The 15,634-nt window shown below is 69.9% G+C and carries 17 protein-coding genes; 11 read left to right on the top strand and 6 right to left on the bottom strand.

Annotated features, from left to right (window positions below):
• The first annotated feature begins 146 nt into the window (after nt 1–146).
• Nucleotides 147–515 carry a preQ(1) synthase gene (gene queF / locus BLU09_RS10205; protein WP_090488789.1) on the top strand — a complete coding sequence of 123 codons (369 nt, stop codon included), beginning with the start codon at nt 147–149 and terminating at the stop codon, nt 513–515.
• A 14-nt stretch (nt 516–529) separates the two neighbouring features.
• Here the strand turns inward: queF and BLU09_RS10200 are convergent, their stop codons facing one another.
• A complete protein-coding gene (locus BLU09_RS10200) occupies nt 530–1,543 on the bottom strand; it encodes a serine/threonine-protein kinase (protein WP_244171600.1) in 1,014 nt (337 codons plus the stop codon).
• A 177-nt stretch (nt 1,544–1,720) separates the two neighbouring features.
• Between BLU09_RS10200 and BLU09_RS10195 the strand changes: the two genes are divergently transcribed.
• From BLU09_RS10195 to BLU09_RS10170, 6 genes are all read left to right on the top strand, one after another.
• The gene (locus BLU09_RS10195; RefSeq protein ID WP_225909537.1) at nt 1,721–1,924 is read left to right on the top strand and encodes a hypothetical protein; all 204 of its coding nucleotides are present in this window, start codon (nt 1,721–1,723) and stop codon (nt 1,922–1,924) included.
• An 80-nt stretch (nt 1,925–2,004) separates the two neighbouring features.
• Complete coding sequence (locus BLU09_RS10190; RefSeq protein ID WP_090488673.1) at nt 2,005–3,138, top strand: phospholipase D-like domain-containing protein; 1,134 nt, start codon at nt 2,005–2,007, stop codon at nt 3,136–3,138.
• Nucleotides 3,139–3,187: 49 nt separating this feature from the next.
• On the top strand, nt 3,188–3,979 hold the full coding sequence (locus BLU09_RS10185; RefSeq protein WP_244171599.1) for a hypothetical protein: 792 nt from the start codon (nt 3,188–3,190) through the stop codon (nt 3,977–3,979).
• The gene (locus BLU09_RS10180; protein ID WP_090488669.1) at nt 3,976–4,878 is read left to right on the top strand and encodes a type VI immunity family protein; all 903 of its coding nucleotides are present in this window, start codon (nt 3,976–3,978) and stop codon (nt 4,876–4,878) included. Before BLU09_RS10185 ends, BLU09_RS10180 begins: the two co-directional genes overlap by 4 nt.
• 106 nt (nt 4,879–4,984) lie before the next feature.
• Nucleotides 4,985–6,502 carry a Ppx/GppA phosphatase family protein gene (locus BLU09_RS10175; RefSeq protein WP_090488668.1) on the top strand — a complete coding sequence of 506 codons (1,518 nt, stop codon included), beginning with the start codon at nt 4,985–4,987 and terminating at the stop codon, nt 6,500–6,502.
• 147 nt (nt 6,503–6,649) lie between these two features.
• Nucleotides 6,650–7,870 (top strand): zinc-dependent alcohol dehydrogenase, encoded by a 1,221-nt coding sequence (locus BLU09_RS10170; protein WP_090488667.1) that lies wholly within the window; start codon nt 6,650–6,652, stop codon nt 7,868–7,870.
• Nucleotides 7,871–7,890: 20 nt separating this feature from the next.
• On the opposite strand, the gene BLU09_RS10165 is transcribed toward BLU09_RS10170, so the two are convergent.
• On the bottom strand, nt 7,891–8,916 hold the full coding sequence (locus BLU09_RS10165; RefSeq protein ID WP_186817740.1) for an S-adenosylmethionine:tRNA ribosyltransferase-isomerase: 1,026 nt from the start codon (nt 8,914–8,916) through the stop codon (nt 7,891–7,893).
• Nucleotides 8,913–9,641: an SDR family NAD(P)-dependent oxidoreductase gene (locus BLU09_RS10160; protein WP_090488663.1), complete on the bottom strand. Its 729-nt coding sequence runs from the start codon at nt 9,639–9,641 to the stop codon at nt 8,913–8,915. The genes BLU09_RS10165 and BLU09_RS10160 overlap by 4 nt, the downstream gene beginning before the upstream one ends.
• Before the next feature lie 85 nt (nt 9,642–9,726).
• Between BLU09_RS10160 and BLU09_RS10155 the strand changes: the two genes are divergently transcribed.
• Both BLU09_RS10155 and BLU09_RS10150 read left to right on the top strand, forming a co-directional pair.
• A complete protein-coding gene (locus BLU09_RS10155; protein ID WP_090488661.1) occupies nt 9,727–10,284 on the top strand; it encodes a helix-turn-helix domain-containing protein in 558 nt (185 codons plus the stop codon).
• Between the two features lie 41 nt (nt 10,285–10,325).
• Nucleotides 10,326–10,940, top strand: a complete 615-nt coding sequence (locus BLU09_RS10150) for a DUF4230 domain-containing protein (RefSeq protein WP_244171598.1) — start codon at nt 10,326–10,328, stop codon at nt 10,938–10,940.
• 7 nt (nt 10,941–10,947) lie between these two features.
• Here the strand turns inward: BLU09_RS10150 and BLU09_RS10145 are convergent, their stop codons facing one another.
• Nucleotides 10,948–12,228: a tetratricopeptide repeat protein gene (locus tag BLU09_RS10145; RefSeq protein ID WP_090488657.1), complete on the bottom strand. Its 1,281-nt coding sequence runs from the start codon at nt 12,226–12,228 to the stop codon at nt 10,948–10,950.
• A 30-nt stretch (nt 12,229–12,258) separates the two neighbouring features.
• Between BLU09_RS10145 and sitA6 the strand changes: the two genes are divergently transcribed.
• Together sitA6 and sitI6 are read left to right on the top strand one after the other, a co-directional pair.
• Entirely contained in the window at nt 12,259–12,930 is a 672-nt protein-coding gene (gene sitA6, locus BLU09_RS10140; protein WP_090488655.1) for a SitA6 family polymorphic toxin lipoprotein, read from the top strand.
• Nucleotides 12,931–12,936: 6 nt separating this feature from the next.
• Nucleotides 12,937–13,662, top strand: a complete 726-nt coding sequence (sitI6, locus tag BLU09_RS10135) for a SitI6 family double-CXXCG motif immunity protein (RefSeq protein ID WP_090488653.1) — start codon at nt 12,937–12,939, stop codon at nt 13,660–13,662.
• A 12-nt stretch (nt 13,663–13,674) separates the two neighbouring features.
• Here sitI6 and BLU09_RS10130 read toward each other — a convergent pair whose 3' ends face one another.
• A complete protein-coding gene (locus tag BLU09_RS10130; protein WP_090488787.1) occupies nt 13,675–13,917 on the bottom strand; it encodes a DUF1059 domain-containing protein in 243 nt (80 codons plus the stop codon).
• 106 nt (nt 13,918–14,023) lie between these two features.
• The gene (locus tag BLU09_RS10125) at nt 14,024–15,616 is read right to left on the bottom strand and encodes a hypothetical protein (protein ID WP_244171597.1); all 1,593 of its coding nucleotides are present in this window, start codon (nt 15,614–15,616) and stop codon (nt 14,024–14,026) included.
• Between the last annotated feature and the right edge of the window lie 18 nt (nt 15,617–15,634).

Below are 15,634 nucleotides of genomic sequence, written 5' to 3'. Positions count from 1 at the left end.
AAGAGGCTCCCCTTGATTATGGGCCCCTGCCCACGCGGCAACCGGGCCCTCCCCAGGATTCCCCCCTGCTGGGCGCCAGGCGCGTTGGCAGGCGGACATCGAAGGGAGGGATGACACGCGGCGTTGGTGTGGTAGACGACAGCGCCATGCCCTCGCAGCCGTCCAAGGAACTTCAGACCTTCCCCAACCCCGCCGCCGATCGCGACTACGAAATCGTGTTCGACGTCCCGGAGTTCACCTGTCTCTGCCCGCTCACCGGTCAGCCGGACTTCGCACGTTTCAAGATCAGCTACGTGCCGGACCAGAGCTGCATCGAGCTGAAGAGCCTCAAGCTCTACATGTGGGCGTACCGCAATGAGGGGGCCTTCCACGAGAAGGTCACCAACACCATCGCGGACGACATCATCAAGGCCATCCAGCCGCGCAAGCTCACCGTGGTGGGCGACTTCTTCGTGCGCGGCGGCATCGGCACCATCGTCACCGTCACGCACGACAAGTCCAAGCAGCAGGCCTGAGCCACCCGCCGGCCTCAGCGGGCGAGCTGCTCCACCAGCGGCGCCCACTGGGCCTGGGTGAAGTAGAGCCCGGTGCCCGCCGCCGTCATCAACGCGATGGCGGCGGCCAGAGCCCACCGCAGCTTCCCGCCCTGGCGGGAGCGCCCCGTGTCGAACACCTCCACCGCGGCGTCCAGCTCGTGCGGCCGCATGAGCTGCTGGGCCTCCGTCTCCGTCAGCTTCTGACGGTGGCGCAGGAAGGCCACCAGCAGCGCCGCGTGGGACACCTGCACCTCCTGCGCGAGGAAGACGTCCAGTTCACGGCGCATGGCGGCGGCGTCCGGGAAGCGGTCCTCCGGCTTCACCTCCATGGCGCGCTGGATGATGCGCACCAGCGGCGCGGGGACGTTGGGCGCCACCTTGGAGAGCGGCGTGTACTTGCCGTCGCGAATCTTCGCGAAGACCTCGCCCGCCGTCTTGCCGTGGAAGGGGCGCGCGCCGGAGAGGGCTTCGTAGAGCAGCACGCCGAGCGAGAAGATGTCGGTGCGGCCATCCACCGGCACGCCCGTCACCTGCTCCGGGGACATGTACGACGGCGTTCCCACCGCCATGCCCTGCTGGGTGAGCGCCTCCATGCCCACGTCCTTGGCGATGCCGAAGTCCATCAGCTTCACCTCACCGGACTTGGTGAGCATGACGTTGGCGGGCTTGAGGTCGCGGTGGATGATGTGGCGGAAGTGCGCGTGGTCCAGCGCGCTGGCGATGCGCGCGGCGATGACGCCGGTGACGTCCGCTGGCAGCGGGCCTTCCTTGATGAGCGTGTGGAGGGTGGGCCCGTCCACCAGCTCCATCACCATGAAGAGGCTCTCACCCTTCTCCACCATGTCGTAGAGCGTCACGATGTTCTGGTGACGGAAGGCCGCGAGCGCGAGCGCCTCGCGCCGGAAACGCGACAACGTCTCCCTGTCGCGCTGGCCATCCGGGAGCAGCTCCTTGATGGCGACTTCGCGCTGCAGCATCTCGTGCAGGCCTCGGTACACCAGGGCCATGCCACCACGTCCCAGCTCTCCGAGTACGCGGTAGGCACCAATCTTCCGATGACGAACGGGCTTCGCAGCAGGGGGCACGGCGCGCAGGCTATCGAAGCAATCGCACAGCGTCGATGGGGGGAATGTGGCCGCGCGCCGCCGGGCCGGGTCCGAGCATTCATGTCCTGGCCCCGCACGATGAAAGCCCGTCTCCTCCTCCCCGTTCTCGCGCTCTTCACCTTCAGTGGCTGCTTCCACCATCACCACTACGACTCGCGTCCGCCCAAGTCGAAGAAGTCCAAGCGGAGCAGCAAGCACTGCCACCCGAGCCAGTACTGGGACGGCACCGAGTGCAAGCACAAGGGCAAGGGCAAGGGCGCGCGGAAGCACGACGGGCGATGACGGCTCGCGGCGGGACGGCCCCCATGTCACGGTGAGGCTGTCCCGTCGAGACGCTGGGAACGGTAGGGTGGAAGGCGCTCATGCGCGCCGAAGCCTCACCGCCGCCGTTGACCGCTCCTGGCGTCCGCGTTCCCCTCAACGAGGTCCGTGAGGAGCGCTTCACCCTGCTCGACGGCGGGACGGAGGCGTACCCGCGGATGCTGGAGGCCATCGCCTCCGCGCAGGTGCGGGTGCACCTGGAGGTCTACACCTTCGAGCGGGATGGCATTGGCGCGAGGTTCCTCGAAGCGCTGGTGGCCGCGGCGCACCGGGGCGTCGCGGTGAAGGTGGTGGTGGACGGCTGGGGCAGCATTGGCGCCAGCCGGCACCTCACGCAGACGCTGGAGGCCGCGGGGGCGAAGGTGCGCGTGTACAACCCGCTCACCTCGCTGTGCACCGGCCGCTCCTGGCGCAACCACCGGAAGATTCTCCTCGTCGATGACTCGGTGGCGTTCCTGGGAGGCATCAACATCGGGGACGCGTACGCGGCGAATGGGGATCAGCCCGGCTGGGCCGACCTGGCGCTGGAGCTGCGAGGTGACATCTGCCGCCAGCTGGGGGCCACGCTGCACGCGGGGGCCTCCGCGCTGGAGTCGGGCGCGGTGCGGCTGTTCCTGTCCGGCTTCGCGGGTGGGCACCGGCTGCGCAAGCGGTACCTCCAGGCGATTGACGGCGCGGAGCACGAGGTGGTGCTGGCGCACGCGTACTTCCTGCCGGACAAGGGCTTCATGCGGGCGCTCAAGCGCGCCTCGCGGCGAGGCGTGGCGGTGCGGCTGATGCTGGCCGGGCGCAGCGACGTGGTGTTCGCGCGCGCGGCGACCATGCGGCTGTACCGCGACTTCCTGCGCGCCGGGGTGAGCATCCACGAGTGGACCGACTCCACGCTGCACGCGAAGGCGGCGCTGGTGGACGGAAGGAAGCTGCTGGTGGGCAGCTTCAATCTGGACCCGCTGTCGCTGGTGAATCTGGAGACGCTGGTGGAGGTGGAGGAGCCCGGCGTGGCGGCGCAGGCGCAGCGGTGGTTCGACAAGCACCTGCGCGGCTCGCGGCGGGTGTACCTGGAGGACTGCGCGCGCTCCGGGCTCCAGCAGTGGCTGCTGGACATCGTGGGGCTGGCCGTCGCCCGCCTCGCGGAGCGCTTCGCCAGCTTCATGGGCCGGCGGCGGAAGCGGTAGCGTGTCCCCCGTGTGTGCGCGGCCCCCATGGCCCTGCACGGGAGGGGACATGCCGCGACGTCCGTGGATGGCGCTGGTGGTCAGTGGCCTGGTCGCCGGTTGCGCGGCGCGGCCGGAGCGCTACGGCTTCGACTCAGCGACCAGCGCGTGCCGGCAGAATCCGGCGGTGTGCGCGCGAATGGCGGGCGAGGAGGCCGTCCTCCCTGGCACCCGGGCCCTGCGGGTGGCGGCCTCCATTGGCACCGCGGGCGACGCGGCGCTGCGACTGCTGAAGGCGGAGGAGCGGGATGCCATTGAAGAGGCCCTCGCGCGTTGTGCCGAGGACGCCCGCTCGACCATCCTGGTCGAACGCTTCGGTGGCCGGAATCCTACCTCGGAGGAATGCAGAGAGGAGGTCGGCAGAGATGCCCAAGGCCAGCCCGTCACCTGGGCCATGAAGCTGGGAATCGAAATGCACCGGATGGCGCTCGACTGCGCCCGGCGGGAACTGAGCAAGCAACGCCCAGGAGGGTTCAGCGTGGAGCCGAGATACCATCGCGATCCGCGAACCCAGACCTGGGAAACACTCAGCGACAAAGCGGTACAGGCGCTCGTGCAGCAGGGCCGCGGCAGCGAACTGAAGGGTTCGCTCATCCCCGATGTCGTCATTCACGCGGGAAGCCCCCATCAGGCACTCGTCGTGTACGACTTCAAGTTCCCCTGCCTGGGCGATGACCCATCGAAGTGGAGGGTCTACCCCAGAGGACATCCACACGCGGGCCGAACGCAGAAGTTCATGTACGAACTGGCGGTGGGTGCGCGAGCCTTCCGCATCATTCCCCGGTGGGGAGTCCTGCCATGACCGAGCACTACCCTCGCCTTCGCGTCCATGCCCGCAATGGGCACCTCGTACTTCGGGAAGGACTGAATATCTGCTTCTACATGCATCGGCCGCATGCCGCCGTGGCGCAGCATGTCCTGCGTGCCCTGGAGACCTTTCGGGAGGCGGTCGGCGCTGACGTCTTTGGCAGATATGCCGATTCAGAAGGGGACTGGCACCCGCTGGATGCGTCGGGCTGGCAGCACGTCCGGAGCGACCTTCAGGCCGATGACTGGGCCGTGGTCCGGCTCCAGAGCGGTCCCCACGAGGAATCGATTCACGCGTTCGAGTATCACGGGAAGGACCTCCAGACCGCCGCCACCGAAGCCCCAGGCGCTGTCACCGCGCTGGGATTCTGGTTGCCCACTGAACGCCTGGAGGACTGGGGCCCCCAACGCATTCGCGAACTCGCACTCGACCTGGCACGGCCGCTCCCCTTCTGCTCCGGACATGCGGGCCTCTCCTTCAACGGGGAACTCGACCTCGTGGGCGTCGAGCAGCAAACCGATGCGTGGCGCTTCCGTTACCCGGGGCTCGACATCATCGACGTGGGAGGGCTCTCCTGGAAGCTGGGCACGCGACTCCGAGGACCTTCCTGGCTCACCTTCCTGGGCCAGCCCGTGCTGGACGAACTGAACGGCGCCATGGGCCTCCAGACTCGCCTGAGCGCGGCGGGGACCACGGTGCAGGCCCTGGATGACGGTCGTGCCGTCGTCACGCTCGGGGAACGGCCAGAAGCCGGGGATATGGACCAGGGCGACAGGCTCCCCGCCTATCGCGAACTGGCCCGTGCGCTGGAGCCTTGGATGTATCGCGAGGAGCACCTGCTCGGATTTGGGGCGGAAGCGCAGCGCCGCTGGGAACGCCGCTTCCTCGACTGAGCAACTGATACAGGGCTGTCACGCGCTGAAGCGAGGGGCCAACCTGCCGGTGCGGTTCCCGCTGCGATTACCACCGGAGCCCCGTAGACTCCGGCGAGAACCACCCATGCCTTCTCGCCCCACTCCGCCCGTACTCGCCGCCATTGACGTGGGCACCAACGCCGTCCGTCTGGAGCTGGCGCGGCCAGACGCCGACGGCGCGCTCGAAACCCTGCACCAGGAACGCGACGCCATCCGCCCGGGAGAGGGCGTCTTCGCCACCGGTTCCATGCCGGAGGAGACGGCCGAGCGCCTGCTGGCCACCCTGCGCCGCTACGCCGCCCTCTGCCGCCGCCACAAGGCCCAGGTGCGCGCCGTGGCCACCAGCGCCATGCGTGAGGCCAAGAACAGCGCCGACATCGTCCGCCGCGTGCGCGAGGAGGCCAGCCTCAACCTGGAGGTCGTCAGCGGAAAGGAAGAGGCCCGCCTCATCTGCCTGGGCGTGCTCCACCGCAAGCCGTCCCACACGCGCTCGCTCCTCATCGACATCGGCGGCGGCAGCACCGAAATCGCCACCGCCATGGGCGAGAAGCCCGACAACCTCTGGAGCCTCGCGCTGGGCTCCGTGCGCCTCACCGAGGTCTTCGACGCCTCGCGCACCGTGCCGCCCCGGCAGCTGCGCCTCATGCGCAGCTTCGTCTCGGACGTGCTGCAAAAGACGCTGCCCCCCACGGTGCCCAACGTCCCCCGCGTGGCGCTCGGCTCGTCCGGCACCATCAACGCCGTGGTGTCCTTCGCCGCCGCGGAGAACAGCGGCAACGCCACCGTCCGGCAGCTCACGCAGACAGTGGACACCCTGGCGCAGATGCCTCCCGAGCGCCGCCGCAAGCGCTTCGACCCGCGCCGCGCGGACATCATCGTCTCCGGCGCTGTCATCCTGGAGGGCGTGGCCAGGCACCTGGGCGTCGAGTCCGTCAGCGTCGTCAACCGCGGCCTGCGCGACGGCATCCTCGTGGACCTGCTCTACCGGCAGGATGAGCACCGCCAGGACCACAGCCTCGCGGACGCCGCCCTCGCTCTGGGCAAGCGCTTCTACTTCGACGAGAAGCATGCCCGACAGGTCGCCCGGCTGGCACTCACCCTGTTCGACAACCTGGCCGCCCTGCACCAGTTGCCGCTGTCGGTGCGCTCCCACCTGGAGGTCGCCGCCCTCCTCCACGACGTGGGCCACGCCGTCAGCTACGAGCGGCACCACAAGCACACGTACTACCTCATCCGCCACGCCGACCTGCCGGGCCTCGCCGACCGCGAGCGCGAGCTGGTGGCCCGCGTCGCCCGCTACCACCGGCGCAGCCCGCCGGAGCTGACCCACGCCGGCATGGCGGGCCTCAACCCAGCCGAGGCGCGGACGGTGCGCAAGCTGGCCACCTTGCTGCGCGTGGCCAACGCCCTGGACGTCAGCCACCACCAGCCCATCAAGGACTTCAAGGCCACCAACGGCCGCGATGGTGTGGCGCTGCACCTGCACACCCGGCACCCCGTGGACCTGGAGCTGTGGAACGCGGACCGCGAGGTCGTGAACTTCCGCCGCGTCTTCGGCAAGCGGCTCACCTTCCACGTCCACCACGCCTCCAACGGCCGCTAGCCCCCGCTCCCCCGTCCGCCGGGCAGAAGAGGGGGCGGCGCTCGCTTTGCCCTCATTCGGGGCGATGCCCAGGCTCCAAGTCACGCGGGTCTGCGTCCGCGCAGGCCCTTTTCGTCTTGGGGCCCCGAGGGGGCAGGAGCGCGCGCAATGAAGGCTGTCGTTTTCCATGGGATTGGGGACATCCGGCTCGACGACGTGGAGGAGCCGCGAATCGAGAAGCCGACGGATGCCATCGTCCGCCTGACGGCGAGCGCCATCTGCGGCACGGACCTCCACATGATTCGCGGCACCATGCCGGGCATGAAGCCGGGCACCATCCTGGGCCACGAAGGCGTGGGCGTCATCGAGGCGCTGGGCGATGACGTCCGCAACCTCAACATCGGCGACCGGGTGGTCATCCCGTCCACCATCGCCTGTGGCAACTGCTCGTACTGCCGCGCCGGGTACCACGCGCAGTGCAACGACGCCAACCCCAACGGCCCCAGCGCGGGCACGGCCTTCTTCGGCGGTCCCCAGGAGACGGGGCCCTTCCACGGCATGCAGGCGGAGAAGGTGCGGGTGCCCTTCGCGAACGTGGGTCTGGTGCGCATTCCCGAGGGCGTCAGCGACGAGCAGGCCATCCTCATCTCCGACATCTTCCCCACCGGCTACATGGGCGCGGAGCTGGCGGAAATCAAACCCGGGGACACCGTGGCGGTGTTCGGCTGCGGTCCCGTGGGCCTCTTCGCCATCGTCAGCGCGAAGCTGCTGGGCGCCGGCCGTGTCTTCGCCATCGACTGCCACGAGGACCGGCTGGACCTGGCGCGGGCCCAGGGCGCCGAGGTCATCAACTTCGAGGAGGAAGACCCGCTCGAGACGCTCAAGCGCCTCACCAACGGCATTGGCGTGGACCGCGCCATCGACGCGGTGGGCGTGGACGCCATGCATCCCCACCACGGCCCCGCGGCGAAGAAGGCCCACCAGGAGAAGGCCGAGTTCAAGCGCGAGGTGAAGGAAGCCGCCCCGAAAACGAATCCCAAGGGTGACAACTGGGTGCCCGGCGACGCGCCCGCGCAGGCCCTGATGTGGGCCGTGGAGGGACTGGCCAAGGCCGGCACCCTGTCCATCATCGGCGTCTACCCGGCGCAGGTGCGCACATTCCCCATCGGCATGGCGATGAACAAGAACCTCACGATGAAGATGGGCAACTGCAACCACCGCAAGTACATCCCCAAGCTGCTGGAGCTGGTGCGCACTGGCGTGGTGGACCCCACGGCCATCCTGTCCCACGTGGAGCCCATGGGCAGCGCCATTGACGCGTATCGCAACTTCGACGTGCGCAAGCCCGGCTGGGTGAAGGTGGAGCTGGAGCCCACGCAGCTCCAGTAGGGCCCCGAGGCCCACACCGCTCACGCGTCCAGCAGCAGGCACGAGTCTCCGAACTCGTGCCCCAGGTAGCCGCGCGCCTCCGCGTGCGCGGCCACCTCCTGGAGCAGCGGCAACGGCGCGAAGGCCTGGAGCAACGCATGGTGGCTGCTCCCCGGCTCGTGCACGCCGGTGAGCAGCCCGTGCACCAGCCGGGGGACGAAGCCCGGCCCCAGCAGCAGGTCCGTCACCTCCTCCCCTGCCACCAGCCAGCCGCCGTGCCGCGCCGCGCGGCCCTCCAGGGCCCGCACCACGGTGGTGCCCACCGCCACCACCCGCCCGCCGGAAGCGCGCGTGTGCAGGATGGCCTCCACCGTGGCGGCGGGAATGTCGGAACGCTCGGGCCGAGGCAACGCCGCGTCCAGCGTCGAGTCTCCCGTGGAGGACAGCCCCGCCGCGTGGGTGAGCGAGGCCAGCCGCACGCCCTGCTTGCGCAGCGTCAGCAGCACGCTCCAGGAGAGGGGCAGCCCCGCGGAGGGCGCCTCCACGGACCAGGGCCGCGCGCCATACGCCGTCTGCACATGCCACAGCGACAGCGGCGCCTCCATGTACGCGTACTGCACCGGACGCCCGCTCCGGTAGAGCCCGGACCAGAGCGCCGCCCCCGTCTCGTCGAAGGCCACCCGCAACAATCGGGGAGACGGTGGCAGCACCGCCACCACCCGCGCCTTCAGGCCTCCCACCACGAGCCCCGCGCCCACGGCCAGCACCGGCGGTGGTGGCCGGTCCTCCGTGCGCCGTCGCCAGTCCCCCGCGCCGAAGAGCACCCCTGTCCAGGTTCCGTCCGGCTCGCGTGACAGCAGGCGCAGCTCGATTCGCTCTCCGGACTCCGTTCGCCCCACCAGCGACGCGGGCAGCGTGGCGGCGTCGTTCACCACCAGCAGGTCCCCGGCGCGCAGCAGCGACGGGAGGTCCGCCACGCGGGTGTCGCGATAGCGGCGGGCGCGCGGCTCCACATGCAGCAGGCGTCCCTCATCGGGGTGGTCCGCGGGCCAGCGCGCGGGCTTCATGCGGCCTCCAGCTTCGCTGCCTCCAGGCGGGCGCCCGAGGGCACAGACTCCGACTGCCACACCATCCACTCCACGAGCCGGGCCGCCACCGCCTCCGGGCGGCTCAACTGCGAGTAGTCCCCATCCGGCACCGCGTCGCGGTACATCCGCGTGTCCATCTCCCCGGGGTCCACCGAGACGAAGCGCACGCCCGTGCCCTCCAGCTCCGCGGCCCAGACGCGCCCCAGGTGCTCCAGCGCGGCCTTGGACACGCCGTATGCGCCCCAGCGGGGATAGGCGGACACCGCCGCATCCGAGGTGATGTGCATGACCAGCCCCTTGCCTCGCACCGCCATGTTCCCGGCCACCGCCTTGGTGAGGCGGAAGGGGCCCACCACGTTGACCTCCAGCACGCGCTGCAGGTCCTCGCAGGCGGTGTCCAGCAGCAGCGGCAGCGGTGTGGGCCCCAGCGTGCTCGCGTTGTGGACCAGCACGTCCAGCGGGCCCACCAGCGCGGTGGCCGCGCCCACCATCGGGTAGATGGCCTCCTTGTCCCCCACGTCGTAGGCCAGCGCGTGCGCCTCCAGCCCCTCCCAGCGCAGCGCCTCCGCGACGGCCTCCATCTCCGCGGCATGACGCGCCACGCCCACCACCCGCGCGCCCCGGCGAGCCAAGCCATTCATCAGCGCCAGCCCCAGTCCCCGGCTCGCGCCCGTAATCAGGATGCTCTTGTCGATGCGATTCATTCGTGCGTTCTCCTTGCGACGGGAGATACACGCCGCTCGCCATTGCGTTGGCATGTGGGCCAAGGGCTTGGCAGATTGCCAATCCATGAACGACGATGACCTGCCCGGCAGACTGGCCCGCAACATCCGTTCCCTGCGCGAGACGCGAGGCGCCACACAGGCGCAGCTGTCCCGGCTGGCGGGCGTGCCGCGCGCCACCTGGGCCCATCTGGAGTCCGGCGCGGCCAACCCGACGCTGTCCGTGCTGCACCGCGTGGCCGCCGCGCTCCAGGTGTCGCTGGAGGAGCTGATTGCGAAGCCCCGCGCCAGTGCCCGGCACTACCCGCGCGCCATCCTGCCCGTCCGGACGCGTGGGGGCGGCATGCTGCGCAAGCTGCTGCCGGACCCGCTGCCTGGCATGGAGTTCGACCGCGTGGAGCTGCCGCCGCAGGTGCGCATCACCGGCGTTCCGCACACCCCCGGCACCCGGGAGTACCTGGCATGTGAGTCGGGGGAGCTGGTGCTCGTCGCCAGTGGGGAGCGCTTCCACCTCCAGCCCGGGGACGTGGTCGTCTTCCGGGGGGACCAGAAGCACTCGTACGAGAATCCTGGAGCACGGACGGCCGTGGGTTACTCGGTCGTCCTGCTGGCGCCTTCGCTATGAGCTCGCCGGAAGCGCCTGCCCGAGGAGGTACACTGGGGCCCATGGCGCACCTCTCGCGAGTCCTCACCGTCGTCCTGGGCGCCGCGCTCGGCGCGCTGGGGGCCTGGCTGCTGATGAAGCCCGCATCGCCATCGCTGCCGGACACGCCGTCCGTCGTGCAGCAGATGCGGGACGTGGCCCGGCTGGAGACGCTGGAGGTCGCGCTCTACAAGAAGGTGACCTTCACGCCGGAGCCCCAGGCCACGGATGCGCTCTGGAAGGACGTGCTGAACTGGGCGCGTTACGCGCTCCAGAATCCGCATGGCCGCGCCATCGTCTTCGCGAACGCGCACCTGGGCTTCGACTTCCAGCGCTTCGACCGCTCTCATCTCCAGGTGACGGGCACGCGCGTCTACGTGGTGCTGCCACCCATGGAGGTGAAGGTGGAGCTGCGTCCCGGGGAGACGGAGGTCATCGACTCCAACCTGGACAGCGAGCAGACGGCGCAGTTGCTGGAGAAGGCCCGCCTCGCCTTCGAGCAGGAGGTCCGCTCGAACGGGAAACTCCAGCGGCGGGCGCGGGAGTCCGCGGAGCGTTCACTGCGGGCGCTGCTGCTCACGCTGGGCTACCGCGAGGTGCTGTTCGTGGACCAGCTGCCCGCGGGCACGGCGGGCTGAAACCGCCTCACACCGCGGACAGGCCCTCTTCCGTCAGGCGGAAGGTGCCCGGGATTCCATCTGGCGAGGGCACGAGTCGCGCCAGCGCCTCGCACGCGGCGGCATCCGACTCGCGGCAGACCAGCACCAGCTCCCGCCGTCCGAGGGCCACGCGCAGGGGGCCCTCTCCGGCGAGCAGGGCCAGCGCCTTGCGCTGCGGAGGCAGGAGCAGCCGCGCGGCGTCGTGGCCGTCCCCCTCCGCGACGGCCCAGAGTCCGGAGAAGGCCTCCGCCAACCGGACTTCCCCCTGGTCGACGAGCACGGGCCGCACCGGAGCCAGACGCGAGGCGAGGTTGCGCCACGCCGCCGCGTCCGCCGACTCCGGCGTGAGTCCCGCGGGGGCCAGTGCGGCTTCGGGCAGGTAGCGCACGAACTCCGCGTCCTCCAGCACGTAGAAGACTTCCAGACCCGCGGGACCGGGCCGGTGCAAGGCGCCCACGGCGCGCGCCGCGAAGTCCGCTGGGCGCAGCACCGGACGCAGCCGCGCTTCCAACGCCGCGACCTCCGCGCTCAGGCCGGAGGACAACCCGCCGAGCCGCGCCGCCAGCGCATCCGCGTAGGCAGTGAGCCCCTGCGTGCCCGGGGACTCCTGATAGGCCGCGTACAGCGAGCCCACGTCCACGCGTCCGACACCGCCCGTGGCGAGCTTCACGAGCAGGTCCTTCCCCTGCCGTCGGAACGCCACCCGGGCGCGGCCCAGCGCGGCGGTGAGCGCGGCGGTGAACTCCGGGCGCAGCACCTGCTCCTGGGGAACGGACGGAGGCGGCAGGTCCACGGACTCCAGCTCCTCCTTCAGCAGCCGCGCCTCGGCGTCGAAGGGGTCGCGAGCCAGCGCATCCGCGACATAGGCACGCGCCTTGTCCGCTTCACCGCGCCGCAGGCCCAGCACCGCGAGCACCTTGAGCACCTCCGGGTCTCCTGGCGATTGGGCCAGGACCTCGGTCAGCAGCCGCTCCGCGTCGCCGTGGCGCTCCAGTCCGAGCAGGGCCCGCGCCAGTCCCAGCCGCACAGGCAGGTCGCGTGGGAAATCCCGCCGCAGGCTCTCCAGCAGGGGCAACGCCTCACGTTCAGCGCCCGCGTTGATGAGGGCGTGCGCCAGGGCCAGGCGCAAGGCGGAGCCGGTGCCACGCTGCGCCTCGGCACGGAGCAGGGCCAGCTCCGCGTCGCTCAGAATCTCACCCGCCTCCACCTTGCGGCGGACGCGCTCCAGGTCCAGGGGGGCACTCACTGGCGGGACTCTAACGACCATCTCGGCGCTGGACGATAGGTTCCCCCAACCATGCGAACACTCCTGTCACTCTGGCTACTGCTGCTCACGGCACCGTGGGCAGGCTGCGCGTCGGCTCCGCAGGTGCCCACTCAGCAAGCATGGAACGGCGCCGAGGAGGCGTGCGCCACGCCAGATGAGGACCAGTGCGTCTCGCTCTTGTGCATGGGAGACGCTTGTGGCTTCTACCGGTGTCAGGACGTGGACGGCGCGGTGGAGCTCGCGCGCTTCCCACCGGCTCGCCCGCCCGTGGCGGCCGCGGCTCCCGGCAGAGGCCCCCGGAGGCATTGGGGCGGAGGACAGCACCTGCCTCGGGGCGCCGTCATGGTGTTCCCCAACTGGAAGGGCGGCCCTGAGCGATTCTTCTCAGCGCCATCTCGACTCACGCCTGGGCGCTGGGAGAAACACCACATCTTCCCGCAGGCAGAGGACCTCGCCCGCTGGTTCGAACGGCAGGGAGTGAAAATCCACGACTACACGATGCCCATTCCACGCCACGTCCATCAGCGGATTCACCGAGGCGGCGAACGCGGCGGCGAGTGGAACAGGGCCTGGCGTGAGTTCAAAGACGCGAACGAGGGTGCGACTCCCACCGAGATTTTCAGACACGCAGGGGAGCTGATTCACCGCTTTGAGCTCATGGGCGGTCCCATCCAGCCCTACTATTCTCGCCCTGGAGCATGAGGACGAATGACGCGTTTCTTCTGGCTGCGCGAAGACTCGACGGTGCAAGCCCACACCAACGGCAGCCTCAACGCCGCGCACAAGTGGGGGCTGCCCGGCCTCGCGGGATGCCCGGGCTGCGGTGAAACCTGGGCCAGTTCAGGACACCAGTATCCCGCCGTTGATTTGTCCGTTCTGCCCGAGCAGAGCGCCTTCTTGAAAGCCAGGCCTGAGCCATTCACCGAGTTCTCACGGCTCCGGGAGTTGGTACGGCCCCTGGCACCGCCAGGTGCTCTGCTTCCTCCGGGGACGACGTTCGGCCCGTTGGTGGGAACCGCCTCCGGGCGGTTCGGTTCCTTCGCATGGCTGGGCAGCAGTCTGCTGCTGATTCGCCACGAAGAACTGGAGCGACTTCGGGAGGAAGGCCTCCGCGGGCTGCTCGGCGCGCGAACAGCGCTGCGATTCCGGCAGAAGGACGCCCCCGAGTTCCTGGAGCTTCAGCTCGACCCGCGTGGCCAACTGCACGCGGACTGCATGCCTCCTGACCTGCCCCCTCGGTGCGCCACCTGCGGGCGCCTCGGGTTCCGTCGACCCGACGAGCCCATCCTCGACGCGGCCTCGCTCCCAGTGGACGTGGACCTGTTCCGGGTGGGCAACTTCGCCACGATGATTGTCGGCACCGAGCGGTTCATGGAAACGGTGCGCCGCCTGGAACTGGACGGAGTCTCGTTCCGCGAGCTGCCCACGCGCTGACAGGCGCGTCCCTCAGTGCCTGCTCGGCTGCTGCGGCTCCTGCATCGACATGGGCCGGCCCATGCTGGCCTCGGGTGCCTCGTCCTCGAGCATGCCGCGAATCATCTCGCGCAGCTCACCGGAGTCCTCGTGGCCGTGCGCGGAGACCGCGTGCGCGATGGCCGCCTGGAATACCTCGTCCTCCTCGCCCGAAATCGTCAGCGTGCAGTGGGTGTCACTGGGCGCCTTCCGGCAGTCCATCGTCTTGCGTGACATGGTGGTGTCTCCTCCTCCCTCAGAGGTGGACACCGCCACCCAGCGCCACAAGGGAGGGACAGGCAGCCAGGGCCCGGCTGCCGTGCCCACCATCACACCTTCCGCCTCAGCGCGTGTTGAGCGTGGCCACGAAGAACGCACTCCGCTCGCCGAACAGCCGCGCTGACACCGCATCGTATTGCTGCTGCGCCTCGGGCGTCTCGAAGTACTGGTCGTTCCACGAGCCCATGCCGCCAAATACATCCGACAGCAGGTAGGCGAGCAGTCCACGCAGCTTCTCCTCGGACATCCCCAGCGACTGGAACAGTCCCAACGAGCCCAGCCTGTCCTCGAAGACCTGCACCGGCCGCCCGTCGAAGCCCGCGGCCTTCACCGCCTCCAGGTAATCCGGCACCCGCTCCGGTGACAGTTCGTCGTAGCGCGGCGCCTGCCCTTCGAGCGCGAAGAGCGCCAGCTTGAACGCATCCGCGAAGTTCGAGCCCTGCGCGGCCGAGAAGGCAACTGCCTCCCGCAGTGCCTTCGTGAAGCCACGCCGCGCCTCGTCCCAGGACGGCCTCTCGGACACGGGCGCGGGCCCGGCCGCCAGTTCGTGGAACAGGTACATCTGGTACACGTCGGGATTGGACTGCAGGCGCAGCAACTCCTTGCCCGGAATCCGCCCCGTGTCCTCTTCCTGAGAGAACACAGGCCGGATGCATCCGCGCAAGGGCTCGGGGATGACCAACTCCGCGCCATGGGCCCGGGCCGCCTGCTGCAACGCCATCATCAGGTTGCCGGTCAGCATCGACTGGAGCCCATCCGGCGCCATCGTCCGGAGCCGGGCCTCGAAACCCTCCGGCGTCACGGGCGGCTCCCCCTCCGCCAGGAACGAGTTCTGGTCCCGGGCGATGCGCGTCCAGGCATCCGCGGCGAAGGGCTGCGCGGCCACCAGGTCCGCGAACTGCTGGGGCGTGGTGGTGTCGGTGAGGAGGAGCTGCTCCTCCGACGGGACGAATTCCGCCTGCTGCTCGGGAGACAGCATCTCGCGAAACAGTGCGTCCGGGTCGCTGGTGTAGAAGCAGGCTCGGAGCGCGTCTGGAATCGTCACGTCCGCGCCGTGACGGCGAAGGGTGGCCTGGAGTTCCTCCACCAGGTCACCGCCGCGCAAGTCGTAGTGCACGAACCCGTCCGGCGAGGCCAGGTAGTCCGGCACCTCCGAGGCCGGCACCGCGGGCCGGTCGTTGAGCTGGTTGTTCTCGGAGATGGACGCCGCCCAGGCCTCGAAGACGCGGTCCGCGTGCGACTGCGCACGAGCGAAGTCCACGAGTTGCCGCGCGGTGAGCAGGTGCGGGCGGCTGGAGTGCATTCGCAGGAGGAAGAGCGAGGACGCCCCACCCGAGGTCACCTCCAGCACCACGCCTCCCGAGTTGGCGAACGCGGCGGCGATGTGCGCGGGCAGCGCCTCGGACGAGGACGCGCCGAGGTCCACCACGCGAACGGAGCGCCCCCCACCTTCCTTGAACGAGTCGAGCCACGCGGCGAGCGGGAGCTCACGCCCATCCAGGAGCCGCACCCCCAGGGAGTACGCTCTCGGCACCTTGAGCCGCCGCAGCGCCCAGGACTCGCCCAGTTCCTCTTCCAGCGCCTCGAGCCGCTGAGGCCACCGGGCACGGTCCTCCCGCAACAGCGAGGACACCAGCACCAGGCAAAGGTCATCCACCCGCACGCACTGCCTCCG

This window comes from Myxococcus virescens, assembly GCF_900101905.1.
Taxonomy (GTDB): domain Bacteria; phylum Myxococcota; class Myxococcia; order Myxococcales; family Myxococcaceae; genus Myxococcus; species Myxococcus virescens.
Note: the sequence above shows the minus strand (reverse complement) of the source record. Positions and strands in the feature narration are given on the sequence as shown.